Genomic DNA, 21171 nt, shown 5'->3' on the forward strand with positions numbered 1-21171 from the left:
ATATAGAAAATTAAAAAAAGTAACAAAATTATATTGAAATCAAACTCAACTTGTGATAATCTTTTTAGTAGTATAGAAAGAAAAATGAGATTTTGTGGAAAAATCAAAAAAATATTAAAATTATTAGAATTTAATCAAACGACTTTATTTATTGAGTATAATAGTTTGACAAGGAGATGAATTTCGATATGGTAAGTGAATTATTACAGAAAACAAGAAAGATAAACAGAACTTTACAGACTAGCGGTGGAAGTAATATATCTTTCAACCTACTTGCAGGAGTATTAGGTGATGTTTTAGAATCAAATACTTATATAATAAGTGCAAAAGGTAAAGTATTAGGCCTTCATTTAACAGATGAAGAAGATAGTTCTGTTATAGAAGATGAAATAACAAAACAGAAATGGTTCCCAGAAGAATATACTAAAAATCTACTAAAAATAGAAGATACTAAAGAGAATATTACAGGTGAAGAAATGCTTAAAATATTCCCTTATGAACATGGTAGATTAAATAAAAAGACAATAGTTGTTCCAATACATGGCAGTGGAGAAAGATTAGGAACATTAATAATAACTAGATATGAAAAAGACTTCAATGATGAAGATTTAGTTGTTGCAGAATATTCAGCTACAGTTGTTGGTCTTGAAATATTAAGAGCTATAAGCGAAGAAATGGAAGAAGAAATGAGAAAGAAAGCTGTTGTTCAGATGGCTATAGGAACTCTTTCATATTCAGAACTTGAAGCAGTTGAACATATATTTGCAGAACTTGACGGTAAAGAAGGTCTTTTAGTAGCTAGTAAAATAGCTGATAGAGTTGGTATAACTAGATCAGTTATAGTTAATGCACTTAGAAAATTCGAAAGTGCTGGTGTTATAGAATCTAGATCTCTTGGAATGAAGGGAACACATATAAGAATATTAAACGACAAGTTATTAGAAGAACTTGCTAAAACAAAAGAAAATAGATAGTTTATATCTAAAAATTTGAATTAAAAGCGAGAGGGGTATCAAAATTTGGTATCCCTTTTTTATTATTAATTATTATTAAATAATTATATTTATTGTAGTTTGATTATAAGAGAAGGTGATTTTATGCAGCCATTTGCTGATAGATTTAGACCGAGTAGACTCGAGGATATGGTAGGGCAGAGTCATATAATCGGTGAAAATAAGGTTATGAACAGAATAATACAAAGTGGAAATATTCCTAATATGATTTTTTATGGCCCTCCAGGAACTGGAAAAACAACTTTGGCAAATATAATAGCAAATGTAACAGGCAAAAAATATGTTAAGCTAAATGCTGTAAACTGTGGTGTAAAAGAAATAAAAGAAGTTATAGAGGCTTCTAAGAGAGAGGATTTATTTTCTTTTAATGGGATAATACTTATGTTAGATGAAATCCAGGCATTAAATAGAAAACAACAGCAATCCCTTCTTGAGGTAATAGAGGATGGTACGGTTACACTAGTTGCAAGTACAGCAGATAACCCATACTTTGTAATATACAAGGCCATACTAAGCAGAAGTGTTGTATTCGAATTTAAGTCTATTGAAAAGGACGATGTCGTAAAGGGATTAAAAAACTGTATTGAAAAATTAAAAGATAGTAAAACATATACGATAGGCAATGTTGAAGATGAAGCATTAGATTATATTGCTCAGTTAAGCAATGGAGATATGAGGACTGCGATAAATAGATTAGAGCTTGCATTTAATCTTGGAATAAATATAGCTACAGGAAATGTAGATATAACACTTCAAAATGTTTTGGATAGCTCAACAGCTAAGTCTGTAAGCTACGATAGAAAGGGAGATGATGGATATTCTATTTTATCTGCTTTTCATAAATCGCTTAGAGGCTCAGATGTAGATGCAGCACTTCATTATTTGGCTAGACTTATAAAAGCAGAGGATATGCAAAATATAACTAGAAGACTGCTTTGTGTGGCTTCAGAGGATGTAGGATTAGCTGTGCCCAATGCAGTGTCTATAACATACGCTTGTGTATCGTCAGCCCTTCAGCTTGGCTTTCCCGAGGCGAGATTGCCACTTGCACAGGCTACGATATACTTAGCTCAATGTCCAAAATCAAATTCTGTAATAGATGCAATTGAAAAAGCGATGTACGATGTTGAAAATTCTGATATAGGTGATATACCAAATCATTTAAAAGATGCTCATTATGCAGGTGCTGAAAAATTGGGAAGAGGGGTAGAATATAAATATCCTCATAATTACCCAAATCATTGGATAGAGCAGCAGTACCTTCCAGATGAATTGAAAGATAGAGTTTATTATACTCCTGGCGAAAATAAAAATGAAAAAGCATATGATTCTTATTGGAAGCAGGTAAAAGAAATTAGAAAAAATAAAGTAGAGTAAAATAGTCGGAATTTATACTTGACAAAAATAGTCGGATATAATATTATTAAAGCATAGTAAAACAGTAGGAATTAAAAGAAGGTGATAAAGTGAAGCTTTCAACAAAGGGAAGGTATGGGTTAAAGGCTATGTTTGAACTAGCATTAAACTATGGTGAAGAACCTATATCTATAAAATATATATCTGAAAAGCAGAATGTTTCAGAGCGGTATTTGGAGCAAATATTCTCTAAACTAAAAAAAGCAGGCCTTGTAAAAAGTATAAGAGGCTCTCAAGGAGGATATTTTTTAGCTAGAAAACCAGATGAGATTTCTGTTGGAGATATATTAAATGTCCTAGAAGGTCCTATAACTATATCAGATTGTCTAAAAGAAGAGGGCGTTTGCAGTAACTCTGATAAATGTGCTACTAGGTTAGTATGGAAAAAGATGAAAAACGCAATCGATGAAGTTGTAAATACTACTTTTTTACAAGATATGGTAGACGATCGGATAGGTGAAAATGGATTGTCTAGTGACGAAAAAGATATTTATAAAATAGATTTAAATAAACAATAAAAAAATGGTTAAAATGTTAAATTTAGGATATAAATAATAATACAAGTCAAATGGAATTAAGTTTTAAGTTTAAATATATTTCAAATTTGCAAGATTGCAAATGGAAGGGGAAAAACTATGGAAAATAAAAGAATTTATATGGACTATTCTGCAACAACACCTGTTAAAAAAGAAGTATTAGATGAAATGCTTCCATATTTTAATGAAGGATTTGGGAATGCATCTAGTTTTTATAGTTATGGACATGAAGCTAAAGAAGCTTTAGAGCTAGCTAGAACTAGAGTAGCATCTCTTATAAATGCAGAACCAAATGAGATATACTTCACTGCTGGTGGATCAGAAAGTGATAACTGGGCAATAAAAGGAGTTGCCTTTGACCTTCAGAGAAAGGGTAAAGGAAACCACATAATAACTTCAAAAATAGAACATCACGCAGTATTACATACTTGCGAATACTTAGAAAAGAACTTCGGATTTGAAGTTACTTATCTTGATGTAGATGAAGAAGGTAAAGTTAGCCCAGAAGCTTTAGAAAATGCAATAAAAGACAACACAATACTAATAAGTATAATGTTTGCAAATAATGAAATAGGTACAGTAGAACCTATAAAAGAATTAGTAGAAGTTGCTAAAAAACATAAAATACTATTCCACACAGATGCTGTTCAGGCAGCTGGAAATATACCAGTAGATGTTAAAGAACTTGGTGTAGATATGGTAAGTATGTCATCTCATAAGATATACGGACCAAAAGGAGTAGGGGCTTTATTTATAAGAAGAGGACTTAGATTTGATAATCTTGTTCACGGTGGAGCTCAGGAAAAAAGAAGAAGAGCTGGTACAGAAAACATACCTGCAATAGTAGGATATGGTAAAGCAGCAGAACTTGCTAAAGCTAATATGGATAACCATATAAAAGAGCTTACAAGACTTAGAAATAAACTTATAGAAGGTGTTAAAGAAAGAATACCTTATACAAGAATAAACGGAAGCTTAGAAGACAGACTTCCAGGAAATGCAAACTTCGCATTTAAGTTTATAGAAGGTGAAGGAATATTATTACTTCTTAACCACGCTGGAATATCTGGCTCAAGTGGTTCAGCATGTACATCAGGATCATTAGACCCATCACATGTACTTTTAGCAATAGGCTTACCACACGAGATAGCTCATGGATCATTAAGATTAACAGTTGGTGATTTTACAACTGATGAAGATATAGACTACATACTAGAAGTATTACCTAAGGTAATAGAAAGATTAAGAAGTATGTCTCCTTTATACGAAGAAGCTTTACAGGCTGAAGGAAAATAATTAAAATAAAGCAGTATAAATAAAAATAAGAATCAATATAAATAAAATAAAGAATCGGAAAAATATAATCGAAATTACGGAGGAAATTATTATGCAGTATAGTGATAAAGTTATGGACCATTTCATGAACCCAAGAAACATGGGATCAATAGAGGACGCAAGTGGAGTTGGAGAAGTTGGTAACCCAACTTGTGGAGATATAATGAAAATATATCTTGATATAGAAGATGATATAATAAAAGACGTTAAATTCAAGACTTTCGGATGTGGAAGTGCTATAGCAAGTTCTTCAATGGCAACAGAAATGATAAAAGGAAAGAGTATACACGAAGCTCTTCAGTTAACAAATAAAGCAGTTGCTGAAGCATTAGATGGACTACCACCAGTAAAAATGCACTGTTCAGTACTTGCAGAACAGGCAGTAAAAGCAGCTCTTATAGACTATGCTCAGAAACACAACATAGTTATACCAGAGCTTGAAGGATACGAAATAACAGATGCGCATGAACATGAAGAAATAGAAGAAGACTAGCAATCAATTCGGAAAACATTAGAGGTGTTAAATAGATGAAGAAGAAAGTTATGCTAGGTATGAGCGGCGGAGTTGATAGCTCCGTCGCTGCATATCTTTTAAAAGAACAGGGTTATGATGTGATTGGCGTCAATATGATGTTATCAAATGATAATACCGAAGAAGAAAAAAGAATGACAGAGGATAGTATAAGAGATGCGAGAAGAGTAGCTGAAAAGCTAGATATTCCACTACACGTACTAGATTTTAGAAGAGAATTTAAAGAAAAGGTAATAGACGATTTTATAAAAGAGTATGCACAGGGAAGAACTCCTAATCCTTGTATAGTGTGTAACAAGTTTATAAAGTTCGGTCTATTTTTTGACGTTGCAGAAAAGTTTGGTTGCGATTATGTAGCTACTGGACATTATGCAAGAGTTGAAAGAGATGAAAAAACTGGCAGATTAGTTCTTAAAAAAGGTGAATCTGATAAAAAAGACCAGACATACAACCTTTACAATATAAAACAGGAACAGCTAGAAAGAATACTGCTTCCTATAGGAAATTACGAAAAGGACGCCGTAAGAGAAATAGCTAAAAAAATAGGTCTTGATGTACATAATAAGAAAGACAGTCAGGAAATATGCTTTATAAAAGACAACGACTATGTAAGATACCTAAAAGAAAACTCAAATATAAAAATAAAACCTGGGGAATTTGTAGAAGCTGACGGAACAGTACTAGGAAATCACAAAGGAATTATAAACTACACAATAGGACAGAGAAAAGGTCTTGGAATAGCTTTTGGTAAGCCTATGTTTGTAGTTGATATAAATGCAAAGAAAAATAGAGTAGTACTTGGAAGCAATGAAGATCTTTTCAAAAAAGAGCTTGTGATAAAGGATGTAAACACAATTCCATTTGATTTTGCAGAAGTAGATGAGTTTAAGGTATATGCAAAGGTTAGATATGCAGCGAAACCGTCTCTAGCTACTGTAACAAAGCTATCTGATAATACAGCTAAGGTTGTATTTGAGGAAGCACAGAGAGCTATAACTAAAGGTCAGTCTTTAGTTATGTACGATGGAGATATATTAGTCGGTGGAGGAATTATCGACGATATACTATAAAAAATATTTTTCCAAAAGAAAAAAATCTTGAAAATGTCAGAATAATCGAGTATCATATTAAATATATGAATAAATAAAAATATTTATCAAATGCAAAGAAAAGAAGGAGTAAATCTACTGATTTTGCACAGAGAGAGGGAGTAGCTGAGAACCCTTGAAATAAGCAGATTGAAGCAGTCTTGGAGCATAAATCTTGAACATCTTTTGATTAGTAGAGATTTACGGTAGCGACGTTATAGCTAAGGATTACCGGAGAAGCAGATTTTTATCTGTAAATTAGGGTGGTACCGCGAATAATACTCGCCCCTATGTTTATCATAGGGAGCGAGTTTTTTTATTTTCCGAAACGAAAAAATATAAAATTGGGAGGCAAAAGTTATGGAAAAAATGGGTTTAAACGAAATAAGAAGTAAATTTTTAGAGTTCTTCAAAACTAAAGAACATTACGTAGGAGCTAGTTATCCTCTTGTACCAAACAACGACAAGAGTTTACTTTTAATAAATGCTGGTATGGCTCCTCTTAAAAACTATTTCTCAGGAGTAGAAGTTCCACCAAAGAACAGAATGGCTACTTGTCAGAAATGTATAAGAACAGGTGATATAGAAAATGTTGGTGTTACAGCTAGACATGCTACATTCTTTGAAATGCTAGGAAACTTCTCATTTGGAGATTACTTCAAAAGAGAATCATTATCTTGGGGATGGGAATTTGCTACGAAATGGTTAAATATACCAGAAGATAAAATATGGGTTACTGTATATGAAGAAGATGACGAAGCATTTGATATATGGTCAAAAGAAATGGGATTCCCTGAAGAAAGAATAGTTAGACTTGGAAAAGACGACAACTTCTGGGAAATAGGTCTTGGACCATGTGGACCTTGTTCAGAAATATACTTCGATAGAGGAGAAGAATACGGATGTGACAGTCCTGACTGTAAACCAGGATGTGATTGTGATAGATTCTTAGAATTCTGGAACCACGTATTTACTCAGTTCTCTAAAGAAGAAGATGGAAGCTACAGCGAATTAGAAAACAAAAACATAGATACAGGTATGGGGCTTGAAAGAATAGCTTGTATAATGCAGGGTGTTGACAACATATTCGAAGTAGATACTATACATTCAGTATTAGAAGCTGTTTCTAAAGTTGCAGGTGTAGAATATGGAAAAGATAAAGCAAATGATAAATCTATAAGAATAATAACTGACCACATAAGAGCAGTATCATTCCTTATAGCAGATGGTGTATTACCATCAAATGAAGGTAGAGGATATGTATTAAGAAGATTATTAAGAAGAGCTGCTAGACACGGTAAACTTCTTGGAATAAAAGGAACATTCTTAAGTGGATTAGTTGATGAAGTTATAAAAGTTAGTGGAGATGCTTATCCAGAACTAGTAGAAAAAGAAGACTACATCAAAAAAGTTATAAAAATAGAAGAAGAAAAATTCAATGAAACAATAGACCAGGGAATGGAAATGTTAAATTCTTATAAAGAAGAACTTAAAAAAGAAGGAAAAACAGTTCTTAGCGGAGAAATAGCATTTAAGCTTTACGACACTTACGGATTCCCACTAGACTTAACAGTTGAAATATTAAGAGAAGAAGGTCTTTCTGTTAATGAAGAAGAATTCAGTGAAGAAATGGAAAAACAGAAAGAAAGAGCAAGAACAGCTAGAGGAAACATGGACGGTGAAAGCTGGAAAGAAGATCCTCTTGCAAAAGAAGAAAATGTAGAATCAGAATTTGTAGGATACGTTGAATTAACAGGCGAAGGAAAAGTTTTAGCTATAGTTGAAGATTCTGAAATAGTAGAATCAGCTTCTGAAGGTACAGATGTTATTGTAGTATTAGACAAAACTAACTTCTACCCAGAAGGTGGTGGACAGGCAGGAGACTGTGGTGTTCTTAAAAATGATAACTGTACAGTAGCTGTTAAAAATACTAAAAAAGGTCCAGCAGGAAGTATAAAACACTTTGGTACAGTAGTAGCAGGTGAATTAAAAGCTGGAGATGTTTTAATTTGTGAAGTAGATAGAGAAAACAGAATGGCTTGTTCAAGAAACCATACTGCAACTCACTTATTACACAAAGCATTAAAAGAAGTATTAGGAGAACATGCAAATCAGGCAGGTTCATTAGTTACTGCTGATAGATTAAGATTCGACTTCACTCACTTTGAAGCAGTTACAAAAGAAGAATTAAAATTAATAGAAGAAAAAGTAAACAATGCTATATTCAACGCTTACGATGTAGTAGCTGAAACAATGGATATAAATGCAGCAAAAGCAAAAGGAGCTGCAGCATTATTCGGTGAAAAATACGGAAATGAAGTTAGAGTAGTTTCTATGGGAGATTACTCAATGGAACTTTGTGGAGGTGCTCATCTTTCAAATACTGCACAGGCTGGTATGTTCAAAATACTATCAGAAGGTGGGGTAGCAGCAGGTGTTAGAAGAATAGAAGCTGTAACAGGAAAAGCAGTTTATGAATATATGAACAAAAAAGATGAATTAATAGCTAAAGTTTGTGCTACAATAAAAGCTAAAGAAGATGGTCTTTTACACAGAGTAGAAAATGTTTTAGAGGAAAATAAAAACTTAGAGAAAGAATTACACAATTTAAAAACTCAGATAAGTATGCAGTCAGCTGACTCTGCTTTAGATTCAAAAGTAGAAGTAAAAGGTGTAAACCTAGTTACTAACAAATACGAAAATATGGATATGAATACTTTAAGAGACACTGCAGATAATTTAAGGGATAAAATGGGAAGCGGTGTAGTTGTATTAGCAAATGTAGCTGATGGAAAAGTAAACTTTGTTGTTACTGCAACTAAAGATGTTATAGAAAAAGGTGTTCATTCTGGAAACATAGTAAGAGAAGTAGCTAAGATAGCTGGCGGAAAAGGTGGAGGTAGACCTAACATGGCTCAGGCAGGTGCTACAGAACCAGCAAAAGTTGACGAAGCTTTAAATTATGCGAAAGAAGTAATCGAATCTCAGGTAAAATAATTTCTCTAAAAAAGGGAGGAATGAGATAAATGGATAACATGGATTTCACTATGAAATTTGAAGGAGCACAGCAGGAAAAAATGACTGTTGAAGAAGCAATGAAAATAGTTTATCGGGCACTTAAAGAAAAAGGATACAACCCAGTAAACCAAATAATAGGATATCTTCTATCAGGAGATTCTAGTTATATAACTAGTTATAAGGACGCAAGAGGGATAATAAGAAAATTTGAAAGAGATGAAATCCTTGAAGAAATTATAACTAAATATCTAGAGGAAAGTAGGTAAATAAATGTTCAGAAAGTTTATATCAATACTTGCATCTCTATTTATAATTTTTAGTTCTGCTTTTTCTACTGTAAATGCAGAATCAGCAAAAGGAAAAGTTATATTTATAAATATGAGTAGAACTAGTCTTGAAAATATGATGAACATAAAAGAGATTGGAAATAGAGTTGAAAAAGAAGGTTATGTAGGATTGATGAATATTAAAGGCGACCAGGGTAACGATGACGCACGAAGTCTAGCTACAATGGGAGCTACAGGGAGATCTACAATAGCCGAGTTTGATAGAAAAGTTGCTGTAGATTTTGTACAACCAAATCCAGCACAGGCAAAAGAATATGAAGCCTCTACAGGTAAAAAAGCTAAAAAAATAGTTAATCTTGAGGCTAATAGGTCTTTAAATGAAAATATTGAAAAAGGAGAATTTGAGTCTACCCTTGGTATGGTAGGCCAAATTCTTTCTGAAAACGGATACAAAACATCTGTAATAGGAAATGCAGATTATAGTGATTTTGATGGTACTCTTGTTAAAAACAGAAGCATAGCATTTGCAGCTATGGATAATTTTGGAAGAGTTGATGATGGTAATATAGACAATATCAATATTAAAGATAGCAATATGCCATTTGGAATCTCTACAGATTATAAAAAATTAAAATCAGAAACAAAGAGACTATATAAAGAAACTGATGCTGTATATGTAGATTTAGGAGATACATACAGATTAGATGAGTACAAAATGAACCTAAACGAAAACACTTATGCCAATATGAGAGGTAGAACATATAGCAGAATAAATTCTTATCTAAAAGAAGTATTTTCTATGGTAGGCGAAAATGATACTGTTTATATAGTTAGTGCATTCCCAAATAATTTAGATTATAGCAATAAAAAAAGACTTTCACCTGTAATGAAATTCTCTAAAGGTGTTTCTGGTAAGGGAGTCTTAACTTCTGCTACAACAAGAAGAGATGGTATAATCGCAAACATGGATATAGGTGTTGATATACTAAATAATTTTGGTCTATCAAGTGAATTAATGTTAGGAAGAACTATATCTAATGTTGAAAAAGAAAATAATATAGAGTTTCTTCTTAAAGAATACTCAAAAATAAACTCAGCTGCTTTAATAAGAGCAGGGGTTGTAAATACATTTGTAGGAGTAGTATCTGCATCTTGGGTAATAGGATTAATAGCAGTTCTTTTAGCTAAGAGAATCGCTCCAAAATACAAAGATAAACTATTCACTATACTTAAAGAGCTTATAAAATTCGGTATAATAATGCCGTTATCATTTATGGTGGCTCCATTATTTAACTTTAGTGGACAGGTAAGTATGTCTCTAGCTGTAATAGGTGTTACATTCTTGATTTACTTTATAGCAAAGGCTATGTTTAAAGATGATGACCTAAAACAGATGGGATTCATAGCATTAGTTACTATACTACTAATTGCTGTTGATGCTGTATTTGGAACATATTTAATGAAAAATAATATAATGAGCTACGATGCTATGGTAGGAGCTAGATACTACGGTATAGGAAATGAATATGAAGGTGTTACTATAGGTAGTGCAGTATTTGCATTTGCAGTACTTCTATACTACAAAAAAATACCTAAATGGGTTGCTACAGTCGCATTTGGTGTAATTCTAATAACTAGTGCATACCCTTCTATGGGTGCCAATGTCGGTGGAGCTATATCTGAATGTGCTGCATACTTACTATTCGTTCTTCTAATGTACAATGTAAAAGTTGACTGGAAGAAGATTGTAGGAATAGGCCTTGCAGTTGTCGGTGTAGTAGGAGTATTTGCTTTTATGGATTTATCTTCAGGAAGTCCATCTCATCTAGGTTTATTTGTTCAGCAGATAATGTTAAACGGGCCAGGTGAAATAGTACTTACATTTACTAGAAAAATCCAGATGAATGTTAAACTAGCACAGACTAGTGTATGGGTAAATATATTAATAGTTGGAATCGTAATAATTGCAGCATTAATATTCAAACCAAACAAACACTTTAGAGTAATAGCAGGTAAATATCCTATGGTATTCAGAGGATTTGTTGCAGCAATGGTAGGTTGTATAATAACTCTACTAGTAAATGACTCTGGTATAGTAGCGGCCTCTACTGCATCTATATATATCCTAATACCGGTGATGATAATAACAATAAATATGATTTTAAATGAGGATAAAAAGGAGAAAATAGATGCTAACAGGTAGAATAATGGGACTTGATATAGGAGATAAAACTATAGGTGTTGCAGTAAGTGATCTTATGGGAATGACTGCTCAGGGTATCAAGACTATAAAAAGAACTAGCAAAAAAAATGATATAGAAGAAATAAAACAGATAATAAAAGAAAAACAGGTTAATCTAATAGTATCTGGACTTCCTAAAAATATGAATGGTACTGTTGGGCCTCAGGGTGAAAAAGTTCAGAAATTCTGTGAACTTATAAAAGAAGAGACAGGACTAGAAATAGAATTTTGGGACGAAAGACTTACAACTGTTGCTGCTGAAAAAACTCTTATAACTGCAGATGTAAGCAGAAAAAAAAGAAAAAATGTAATAGACATGATGGCAGCAGTATTAATTCTTCAAGGATATTTAGATTTTAAAGTTAAATAACAAAAAAATTGAATATAATATGGAAAAATGGGTATTATCATATAGAATAGATGATAATTGATTGATTTTCATATGGAAGAGATTAATAAATAAGAAAATGGTAATTGTTATTATATAAAATTTGTTATATAATAAAATCAAATAATAGGTAATGGGGTGAAACAAATGGAAGAAATGAATGAAAACGTAGTAAACCTAATAGACGAAAATGGCGAAGAAGTGGCTTTCGAAATAATATTAACTCTTGAAGCAGAAGGAAAAGAGTACGCTATATTAATGCCTCTAGAAGAAAATGAAGAAGAAGAAGCATATATATATAGAATAGATGAAGATGAAGAAGGAGAAATGCTAGTTCCATTAGAAGACGACGATGAGTATTCAACTGTTGTAGCTGTATATGAAGCTTTAATGGAAGAAGAAGGTCTTAACTTTGATGAATAATAAGTAAAAATTAGATAATGCTGTAATAGGGTTAAGCTCTATTACAGCATTTATTTTAACTTATATTGATTAATAAATGAGAAAAGGTGTGGTAAATATGAATAATGGAATGGATCTTTTAAAAGAAAAACTAAAAAAGACAGGCTTTAAGATTACTCCACAGAGGAGAGCGATAATAGAAGTTCTTCTTGAAAATCGATACTATCATCTTAGCAGTGAAGAAATATACGATAAAGTAAGAGAAAATTGCCCAGAAATAGGTTTAGCAACAGTATACAGAACTATGCAGCTATTAGACGAAATTGGAGCTATATCAAAATTAAATTTAGATGACGGCTGTATAAGATATGAAATAGACCTTGATAACGATGGACACAACCACCATCATCTAGTATGTAAAAACTGTGGAAAAATAATTGGAGTTGAAGAGGATCTTCTTAAAGACATAGAAATGAAAATTCAGGAGAATTATAAATTCCATGTAGTTAATCATGATCTTAAATTCGACGGATATTGTGAAGACTGTTACAAAGAAATGAGAAAAGACAAATAAATACATAAAATAAAAAGAACTATAGATAAATCAAATTATAAGATTTAGCGATAGTTCTTTTTTTATTATTGTAGATAGATGTTAGTTTTGATTTTATAAAACTTTAAATATAAGGTATATAGTAAATAGAATCAAAATGAAAACTAGAATATTTTCGATTATATTGCTAAACTTTCCTCCAACCCTTATATATCCTAATGAAATCATATTTGTAGAGAACGGATAAAAGATAGCTACTCCCCGCTTAGTAAACATATCACAGATTATATGCAGGAGATACATAGAAGCAGACATAATTCCCAAATAATCGTAATTAAAAAATTCACCGAGTGGATTCATAATTATATATACTATTAAAACCATTAAAATACTATGAGAAAAGTTTCTGTGTTTTAGCCAAGGAAATATTGAAAATACTAAAATAGGTACGATAAGAGATATATCTACTTTAGAAATTATCAAAATAAGTGCTAATAAAAGCAATGTTGCAGAAATAAGAGCCTTTCTCATATTATAGTGGGTGAGCTTTTTTTCTAAAAAAGCTATTGCAAAAAAAGTAATAACCGCACTTATAAAGAAGCTGCTGCTAATTTTTATAGACAGAAAAAATATAAACAGGTTCAATGAAAATATAAGTAACTTATATAAAAACTTTGAAAACTTCTTTTTAAAAATTGTACCAGCTATTATAGAATTCGACTTATCTAAATCTGGAAGTGTAGAAAATACAGCGGAAGTCAGAATACTAGTAGGGGTTATAGGTTGTGATAATACTAATGATAACTGAATACCGGCTATAATTCCTACAGCACAATGAGTTTTGCCTCGCATTTTTAACCTCCAAAATAATATTTTTATAGAAATTACAGTTTCTACAGAACGTGTGTTTCTACAAATTACATCTAATTATATCATATTGTTTAAGAAAATATAGTTTAAAGATAAAAAATAATTATGAAAAACATCTGAATTTTTTATAAAGAAAAATGGAAGAAATTCATCAAAGACATTGAAATATAGAGAATTCGTGTTAAATAAAGAAATGTTAATTAATTTAGACTAATAAATAAATCTTAAATTATAATCTAATATATGTTACAATAATATTAACTGGTAAAGTGGTCGTGAAGAATTATTAAAAATTTAATCTGTGAAACAAAAATTTCCGGTAACATTTAACCAGGATTTTATTGCGGAGAAATCCTGTTTTACCGGATATATTTTTGTAACTAAAAGAGGTATATAGATTTTATATAGAATTCAGGGAGAGCGTATATATATACCAAAATGATTAGAGTTTTAAATTATTTTAAAGGATTATAATTGAATGAAAATAAAAAATTAATAGAAGGAGATGATGTTATTGTTTAAGAACGATGAACAGATAAAAGTCATTCCTCTTGGCGGAATGAACGAAATAGGAAAGAATATGACTGTTATCGAGTATAGAGACGAAATAGTGATAATCGATGCAGGTCTAAGTTTCCCGGAAGATGAGATGTTAGGGATAGATATAGTTATACCGGACATATCTTATTTAGTAAAAAATAGGGACAAAATAAAGGGAATATTTATAACACACGGCCATGAAGACCATATAGGAGCTTTACCTTATCTTTTAAAGAAGATAAATATTCCTGTATACGGTTCAAGATTAAGTATGGGGCTTTTAGAGGTTAAACTAAAAGAACACAAACTAGAAAATGTAGAGCTTCACATAATAAAACCACGTGAGACTGTAAAGCTTAGAAATATGGAAGTAGAATTTGTAAAAACTACACACAGTATACCGGACTCATATTCTATAGCTATACATACTGACCAGGGAGTAATATTCCACACAGGGGACTTTAAAGTAGATTTAACTCCTATAGACGGAGATGTAATGGATTTCCGGAGAATATGCGAATTAAGTGAAGAGGGAGTAATTCTAATGCTTTCTGATAGTACGAATGCAGAAAGACCAGGATATACTAAATCAGAGAAAAAAGTTGGGGTAGGTTTAGACGATTTATTTACAAAAGCAGGGGATAGCAGAATAATCGTTGCAACATTTGCATCTAATATACATAGATTACAGCAGGTTGTAGATGCAGCTAAAAAACACAACAGAAAAGTAACTGTTTCAGGAAGATCAATGCTTAATGTTGTTAATGTAGCAAAAGAACTTGGATATCTTGAAATAGACGATGAAATGATAATAGATTTAAATGATGTAGGCAATTATGAAGATAAAGAGCTAGTAATAATAACTACTGGTTCTCAGGGAGAGCCTATGTCAGCACTTGCAAGAATGGCAAATTCAGAACATAAGAAAATAGAAATAAAAGAGGGAGACCTTGTTATAATATCAGCTCATCCAATTCCAGGTAATGAAAAATTAATATCTAAGGTAATAAACTTCTTACTTGAAAAAGGTGCTGAGGTTGTTTCAAGTGAAATAGCAGATATACACGTTTCAGGACATGCATGTCAGCAGGAATTAAAATTAATGCTTAGATTAGTTAAACCTAAATTCTTCCTACCTGCTCATGGTGAGTACAGAATGCTTAAAAAACATGCTGAACTTGCTAGAGAACTTGGAATGAACAAGGAAGATATATTTGTTATAAATAATGGGGATATACTTGAAGTTAGCAAGGATGAGGCAGCTATAAAAGGTAAGGTTGCAACAGGAAATATACTAGTAGATGGACTAGGTGTTGGAGATGTTGGAAATATAGTACTTAGAGATAGAAAACATCTTTCTGAAGATGGGCTTATGACAATAGTTGTAACAATATCTAAAGAAGAAGGAAGAGTACTTGCAGGTCCAGATATAATTTCAAGAGGATTTGTATATGTAAGAGAATCTGAAGACCTTATGGATGGAGCAAAACAGATAGTTAGAGATGTCTTAAGTGAATGTGAAGAGCACAACATAAAAGAATGGGCATATCTAAAGAACAATATAAAAGAACAGTTAAAAGAATATCTTTACCAGAAGACAAAGAGAAATCCAATGATACTACCTATAATAATGGAAGTATAGGATTTGTATAATAGAAATAAATGGCCGGAATTCTATTCCGGCTTTTTATATATAAAAGTTTAAATTTTATAGTTAGGAGAGTTTAAATTGAGAAAAAAAATTACAACAAAAACTAGACTTGGAGCTACTGTAGGATTTGCATTTTTAACAGTGGCCTGTATGTATGTTTATTTTAGTGGAATTGATAAATCTACAATGACACTTATAAGTGCAGCAGGATGCTTAGCTGTATCTATTTATGAATTAAAAAGAATGCTTGATATGAAAAAGGAAGAAGCTTCAAAAAAATAAATAAAAATTATATTTTAGATATTAATTGGATATAATAGAAAAAACGGTTTCTTGCTAAAAGCTATTTAAAACCTAGTAAGACAGTCAAAAGTAGCCCTTTACTAAAGCAAAAAATTGGTATAATATATTTGTATAAAGTGTATATATTTTAAGGTGGGAAAAGCTATATAAAATAAATACAAAGGAGAAAAATATTATGATAAAATTTGATGCTTCACATGCATGTAAAATGGAAGAAATATTAGCTTATCAGGATAGAGTTAATGTTCTTCACAAAGAAATAGTAGAAAAAACAGGGGAAGGAAATGACTTCCTAGGATGGGTAGATTGGTATAAAAACTACGATAAAGAAGAATTTGAAAGAGTAAAAGAAAGTGCTAAATACATAAGAGAAAACTGCGACGTATTCCTTGTTTGTGGTATAGGTGGATCATACTTAGGTGCTCGTGCAGCTATAGAAATGATAAACGGATTATACGCTGACAAAAAACCAGAAATAATATTCGTTGGTAACACATTCTCTTCTACATACATAGCACAGGTTATGAAATATATAGAAAACAAAGAAGTTTGTGTAAATGTTATATCTAAATCAGGAACAACAACTGAAACAGCTTTAGCATTCCGTTTATTAAAACAGTTCATGGAAAATAAATATGGAAAAGACGAAGCTAAAAATAGAATATTCGCTACAACTGATAAATCAAGAGGTACATTAAGAGCAATGGCTGATAAAGAAGGATATGCTACTTTCGTAATACCAGATGATATAGGTGGTAGATATTCTGTTATAACTCCTGTTGGTCTATTACCAATAGCAGTTGCTGGAATAAATATAGACGATTTAATGGCAGGAATGGAAGAAGCTTACCATGATTTAGAAGATCCAGACCTTACTAAAAACCCAGCTTACGCATATGCAGTAGCTAGAAGAGTTTTAGAAGGAAAAGGTAAAAATGCAGAAATGTTCGTAACTTACGACTTAAATACAACAATGCTTGCTGAATGGTGGAAACAGTTATTCGGTGAATCAGAAGGTAAAGATGGAAAAGGTGTACTACCATGTAGTGCTACATTTTCAACAGACCTTCATTCATTAGGACAGTTTGTTCAGGATGGAACTAAATGCTTATTTGAAACATTAGTTTTATTTGAAAATCCAATAGAAGATGTTATATTCCCTTCAGATGAAGAAAATATGGACGGAATGAACTACTTAGCTGGTAAAAGCGTTGATTGGATAAATAAAATGGCAATGCAGGGAACATTAGATGCTCATGAAAATACAGGTGGAGTACCAAACCTTTTAATAACTGTAAAAGATATGAGTGCTAAGAGCTTTGGATACTTATGCTACTACTTCTTCAGAGCTTGTGCAATGACTTGCTACATGTTAGACATAAACCCATTCAACCAGCCAGGTGTTGAAGTATACAAAAAGAACATGTTCAAATTATTAGGAAAAAATTAATAATTAGATATTAATAATAAAATTATATTTTAAAGCAGTTATACATTATACTATAACTGCTTTTTATTTTTTGTTTTTTAGAAAAACAAGCTAAAACGATTTAAAAATAAAAAATTTATCCCTAAAATTTAAAAGCATTATTCAAAACCTAATTTGATAAAATTTAATTTATTAGTTATAATATATAATAATTAAAATTATTTTGAAAGGAAAAGAATTTATGGATATAGCAAGTATAGTAGCGACTGCTGCAGGGATAGCAATCGCAATATCAGTACATGAGTTTGGACATGCTTACTCAGCACATCTTTTAGGAGATGATACAGCGAAAATGTATGGAAGAATGACTTTAAATCCAATAAAACATGTAGATCCACTTGGTTTATTGGCAATGATAATATTTCATATAGGTTGGGCTAAACCAGTACCAGTAAACCCTATGAACTACAAAAATTATAGAATTGGTAATTTTATAGTTTCTATTGCAGGGGTATGTTGTAACCTTATAACAGCTATAATATGTGCAGTAATTTATAAAAATATTCCTATTTATGGGGTTCAGGTTTTAGCTTATACATGTATAATGTATAATATAGGATTTGCAGCATTTAACTTACTTCCAGTTCCACCACTTGATGGTTGGGGAGTAATAGAAACATTTATACCATATCAGTGGAGAGAATATGCATACAAATTTGAAAGTATAAGTGGATTTGTTCTTATATTACTTCTAATAACTGGTGCTTATAGAATAATAATAAATCCAATACATGGTTTATTTGCGACAATAGTTCAAATGTTTATGGTCTAATAATTTATTAAAATAATTTAAGATTATTTGCTTAAAGAGGAGATTATATGAAGTATAATGTGCAATTAAAAGTATATGAAGGTCCTATGGATCTTTTGTACGACCTCGTGACAAAACATAAAATAGATATAAAAGATATAGCTATTTCAGAAATAACAAAGCAGTATTTAGATTACCTAGATGCTATGGAAGCCATGGATATGGAAATAACTAGTGATTTTATCACAATGGCATCTAAATTAGTAGAAATTAAATCGAGATACTTACTTTATCTTCAAAGAGATGATTCTGAAGAGGAAGATCCTAGAATCGAATTAGTTGAAAGGTTAAAGGAGTACAAAAAATACAAACAAATATCTAAAGAATTAAAGGAAAAAGCTGATGAAGAACACGAGAGATTCTTTAGAAAAAAAGAGGAAGTTATAATAGAGGACGAGCTAAGTTTAGAAGATGTATCTATAGCAAAAATGATGGAACTACTTCCAAAATTGTTGAAAAATATAGACAAAAATAAAGAAGCACCTAAAAATGATATATTAGATAAGCTTGTAAATAGAAAAATTGTCTCTGTAGAAGAAAAAATAGTATCACTGAGAAATGTGCTTTCTACAAAGGAAAAAGTAAGCTTCCTTGAAACAGTAGACCAAAACGATAGAGGAGATATAATCGCATCGTTTTTATGTGTTTTAGAATTGATAAAAGAAAAAGAAATAATAGTAACTCAAGACGACTTCTTTGAGGATATAATAATAGTTAAAAGAACAGATGATATACTAGAACATTCTGAGGAGAATTAGTATGAAAAGAGAAGAAATAAAAAATATAATAGAAGCTATTATGTTTGCGTATGGAGAGCCGATAAGCATAAAAGAATTAAACTCTATTATAAATAAAGACCTTTCTCATAAGGAGATAGAGTTTATGATGGATTCACTTATAAATGAGTACAAGGAAAATGATAGAGGTATTCAGATTATAAGATTGGAAAATAAGTACCAGATGTGTACAAATGAAAAATATGCTGATTATATAAAAATGGTTCTTGAGCCCAAGAAGAAAAAGACTCTAAGCCAGGCAACTCTTGAAACACTTACAATAATAGCGTATAAACAGCCAGTTACAAAATTAGAAATAGAAAATATAAGAGGTGTTAAATGTGATAAAGCGTTAAAAACACTTCAAGAAAATGATTTAATAGTTGAAGCTGGAAGATTGAATAAAATAGGGAAACCTATAATATATAAAACTAGTGATGAATTTTTAAAATTGCTCAATATAGAATCTATAGAGGAATTACCTAAGGTTGAGGAAGTAGAGGAAAATATTTAAAAGAATTATTTATGATTTGCTGGTTAAATGTGGAACGGAGGAGAAAAAATGGAAGACAGAGATTTATCAATAATGTTACTAAAAAACATACATGTATTCCACAGTATAGTTAAGGTAATAGTTAGTGAGAGAAATGAGAGCAGAATACTTACAGAAAGACAGTTCTTTGCCATAAAGAAAATGGCTGAGATAGACAAAATGGAGCTTAAAAATCTAAGTAAAGTATTACATGTATCTACTTCAAGCCTTTGCATACTTTTAAACAAACTTGTAGAACAGGGATATGTTTATAGAGAAGAGGATAAAAAAGATAGAAGAAACACATTCTACGGAATAACAGAAAAAGGAAGAGAAGTATTAGAAATAGAAAAAGCGGATATATTAAATCTTATAAATAAAAAAGTAGAACTTATAGATGAAGAAAAAAGAGAAGATTTATACAAAGCACTAGATTTAGTCTTTGATACATTAATAGTAACACTTAAATAAAAATAAACTAAGGACAAGGGAAATAACTGTTCTAAGGTGATAATACTGAAAACGCCCCATAATTGTAATATGGAGCGTACAACCTAGAACAAAGAGCAGTTATTTTTCTTGTCCTTTTTATATTTGATAATTTATTTATCTGCTAAAACAGCATCATACAAGATTTTTCCTATAGGAGCATTTATTTTTAAAGTAGCTTTTCCATCCATTGATGTAGAGCTTTTATTTATAAGAACTAAATCTTTTCCTCTGTAGTAGTTTATAAAACTTGCAGCAGGATATACTACAAGAGATGTACCTCCAATTATTAAAAGGTCAGCATTTTTTATAGCTTTTATAGCACCATCTATTGTATTTTCATCAAGTGCTTCTTCATATAAAACTACATCAGGTTTTACTGTCGCCCCACATACATCGCATTTTGGAATTGTTCCATCAAGTGCAAGCATATCATCTAAGTCAAAGAATTTATGACATTTTGTGCAATAATTTCTCTGAACAGAGCCATGAAGTTCAAAAACATTCTTGCTACCTGCCTTTTGATGAAGTCCATCTATATTTTGAGTTATAACAGCCTTTAATTTACCTATTTCTTCTAAATATGCCAGAGCTTTGTGTGCGTTATTTGGCTCTGCATCTTGGTATATCAGTTTATCTTTATAAAATTCATAGAAATATTCTGGGTATCTCACAAAGAATGAATAAGATACAACTTCTTCTGGAGAAAATCTTCTATTTAACTTTTGATTAAATAAACCATCAGAACTTCTAAAATCAGGGATGTTTGATTCAGTTGAAACACCAGCTCCTCCAAAGAAAACTATATTATTGTGAGAGTCTATTAATTTTTTTAATTCTTGTACTTCATTTTCGAACAAAGCAATCATCTCCTTTTGTTTTATATTATAATATTACTAC

Annotated in this window: 21 protein-coding genes and 1 other annotated feature; of the genes, 19 read left to right on the forward strand and 2 right to left on the reverse strand. The window is 31.3% G+C overall.

The genetic code is table 11. The features are described 5' to 3' along the window. Positions 1-188 precede the first annotated feature (188 nt). The 12 genes from codY (at position 189) to ACK2WO_RS06065 (ending at position 12831) form a co-directional block, all read left to right on the forward strand. Positions 189-974, forward strand: coding sequence for a GTP-sensing pleiotropic transcriptional regulator CodY (codY, locus tag ACK2WO_RS06010; RefSeq protein WP_414697052.1), 786 nt, complete (start codon positions 189-191; stop codon positions 972-974). 123 nt (positions 975-1097) lie between these two features. Then, positions 1098-2390: a replication-associated recombination protein A gene (locus ACK2WO_RS06015; RefSeq protein ID WP_414697053.1), complete on the forward strand. Its 1293-nt coding sequence runs from the start codon at positions 1098-1100 to the stop codon at positions 2388-2390. Between the two features lie 89 nt (positions 2391-2479). Continuing rightward, a complete protein-coding gene (locus ACK2WO_RS06020) occupies positions 2480-2947 on the forward strand; it encodes an RrF2 family transcriptional regulator (RefSeq protein ID WP_414697054.1) in 468 nt (155 codons plus the stop codon). Between the two features lie 117 nt (positions 2948-3064). After that, entirely contained in the window at positions 3065-4261 is a 1197-nt protein-coding gene (gene nifS, locus ACK2WO_RS06025) for a cysteine desulfurase NifS (RefSeq protein ID WP_414697055.1), read from the forward strand. Between the two features lie 91 nt (positions 4262-4352). Then, positions 4353-4793, forward strand: coding sequence for a Fe-S cluster assembly scaffold protein NifU (gene nifU / locus ACK2WO_RS06030; protein WP_040410429.1), 441 nt, complete (start codon positions 4353-4355; stop codon positions 4791-4793). 35 nt (positions 4794-4828) lie between these two features. Next, complete coding sequence (gene mnmA, locus ACK2WO_RS06035) at positions 4829-5902, forward strand: tRNA 2-thiouridine(34) synthase MnmA (protein WP_414697056.1); 1074 nt, start codon at positions 4829-4831, stop codon at positions 5900-5902. Between the two features lie 86 nt (positions 5903-5988). Further along, positions 5989-6213 (forward strand) — a binding site (T-box leader). 67 nt (positions 6214-6280) lie between these two features. After that, positions 6281-8917, forward strand: coding sequence for an alanine--tRNA ligase (alaS, locus tag ACK2WO_RS06040; protein ID WP_414697057.1), 2637 nt, complete (start codon positions 6281-6283; stop codon positions 8915-8917). 29 nt (positions 8918-8946) lie between these two features. Continuing rightward, positions 8947-9204 (forward strand): IreB family regulatory phosphoprotein, encoded by a 258-nt coding sequence (locus ACK2WO_RS06045; protein ID WP_414697058.1) that lies wholly within the window; start codon positions 8947-8949, stop codon positions 9202-9204. Between the two features lie 4 nt (positions 9205-9208). After that, positions 9209-11428, forward strand: a complete 2220-nt coding sequence (locus ACK2WO_RS06050; RefSeq protein ID WP_414697059.1) for a hypothetical protein — start codon at positions 9209-9211, stop codon at positions 11426-11428. Then, the gene (gene ruvX, locus ACK2WO_RS06055; protein WP_006440123.1) at positions 11415-11837 is read left to right on the forward strand and encodes a Holliday junction resolvase RuvX; all 423 of its coding nucleotides are present in this window, start codon (positions 11415-11417) and stop codon (positions 11835-11837) included. The genes ACK2WO_RS06050 and ruvX overlap by 14 nt, the downstream gene beginning before the upstream one ends. Positions 11838-12011: 174 nt before the next feature. After that, positions 12012-12278, forward strand: coding sequence for a DUF1292 domain-containing protein (locus tag ACK2WO_RS06060; RefSeq protein ID WP_414698737.1), 267 nt, complete (start codon positions 12012-12014; stop codon positions 12276-12278). Positions 12279-12375: 97 nt separating this feature from the next. After that, positions 12376-12831, forward strand: coding sequence for a Fur family transcriptional regulator (locus tag ACK2WO_RS06065; protein WP_414697060.1), 456 nt, complete (start codon positions 12376-12378; stop codon positions 12829-12831). Positions 12832-12924: 93 nt separating this feature from the next. Here the strand turns inward: ACK2WO_RS06065 and ACK2WO_RS06070 are convergent, their stop codons facing one another. Next, on the reverse strand, positions 12925-13662 hold the full coding sequence (locus ACK2WO_RS06070) for a metal-dependent hydrolase (RefSeq protein ID WP_414697061.1): 738 nt from the start codon (positions 13660-13662) through the stop codon (positions 12925-12927). Between the two features lie 523 nt (positions 13663-14185). On the opposite strand from ACK2WO_RS06070, the gene ACK2WO_RS06075 reads away from it, so the two are divergent. The 7 genes from ACK2WO_RS06075 to ACK2WO_RS06105 all read left to right on the forward strand — a co-directional run bounded on the left by ACK2WO_RS06075 (position 14186) and on the right by ACK2WO_RS06105 (position 20253). Continuing rightward, positions 14186-15862, forward strand: coding sequence for a ribonuclease J (locus tag ACK2WO_RS06075; protein WP_414697062.1), 1677 nt, complete (start codon positions 14186-14188; stop codon positions 15860-15862). A gap of 87 nt (positions 15863-15949) precedes the next feature. Next, on the forward strand, positions 15950-16153 hold the full coding sequence (locus tag ACK2WO_RS06080; protein ID WP_414697063.1) for a hypothetical protein: 204 nt from the start codon (positions 15950-15952) through the stop codon (positions 16151-16153). A gap of 196 nt (positions 16154-16349) precedes the next feature. Further along, on the forward strand, positions 16350-17624 hold the full coding sequence (locus ACK2WO_RS06085; RefSeq protein ID WP_414697064.1) for a glucose-6-phosphate isomerase: 1275 nt from the start codon (positions 16350-16352) through the stop codon (positions 17622-17624). 220 nt (positions 17625-17844) lie between these two features. Continuing rightward, complete coding sequence (locus ACK2WO_RS06090; RefSeq protein ID WP_414697065.1) at positions 17845-18435, forward strand: site-2 protease family protein; 591 nt, start codon at positions 17845-17847, stop codon at positions 18433-18435. A gap of 47 nt (positions 18436-18482) precedes the next feature. Next, positions 18483-19232 carry a segregation and condensation protein A gene (locus ACK2WO_RS06095; RefSeq protein ID WP_414697066.1) on the forward strand — a complete coding sequence of 250 codons (750 nt, stop codon included), beginning with the start codon at positions 18483-18485 and terminating at the stop codon, positions 19230-19232. 1 nt (position 19233) lies between these two features. After that, positions 19234-19764: an SMC-Scp complex subunit ScpB gene (gene scpB / locus ACK2WO_RS06100; RefSeq protein ID WP_414697067.1), complete on the forward strand. Its 531-nt coding sequence runs from the start codon at positions 19234-19236 to the stop codon at positions 19762-19764. Between the two features lie 48 nt (positions 19765-19812). Beyond that, positions 19813-20253 carry a winged helix DNA-binding protein gene (locus ACK2WO_RS06105; protein ID WP_178412931.1) on the forward strand — a complete coding sequence of 147 codons (441 nt, stop codon included), beginning with the start codon at positions 19813-19815 and terminating at the stop codon, positions 20251-20253. A gap of 131 nt (positions 20254-20384) precedes the next feature. On the opposite strand, the gene ACK2WO_RS06110 is transcribed toward ACK2WO_RS06105, so the two are convergent. Then, complete coding sequence (locus tag ACK2WO_RS06110) at positions 20385-21140, reverse strand: NAD-dependent protein deacylase (protein WP_414697068.1); 756 nt, start codon at positions 21138-21140, stop codon at positions 20385-20387. Positions 21141-21171: the final 31 nt, after the last annotated feature.

Source organism: Peptacetobacter sp. AB845, from assembly GCF_047528295.1.
Classification (GTDB): Bacteria; Bacillota; Clostridia; order Peptostreptococcales; family Peptostreptococcaceae; genus Peptacetobacter.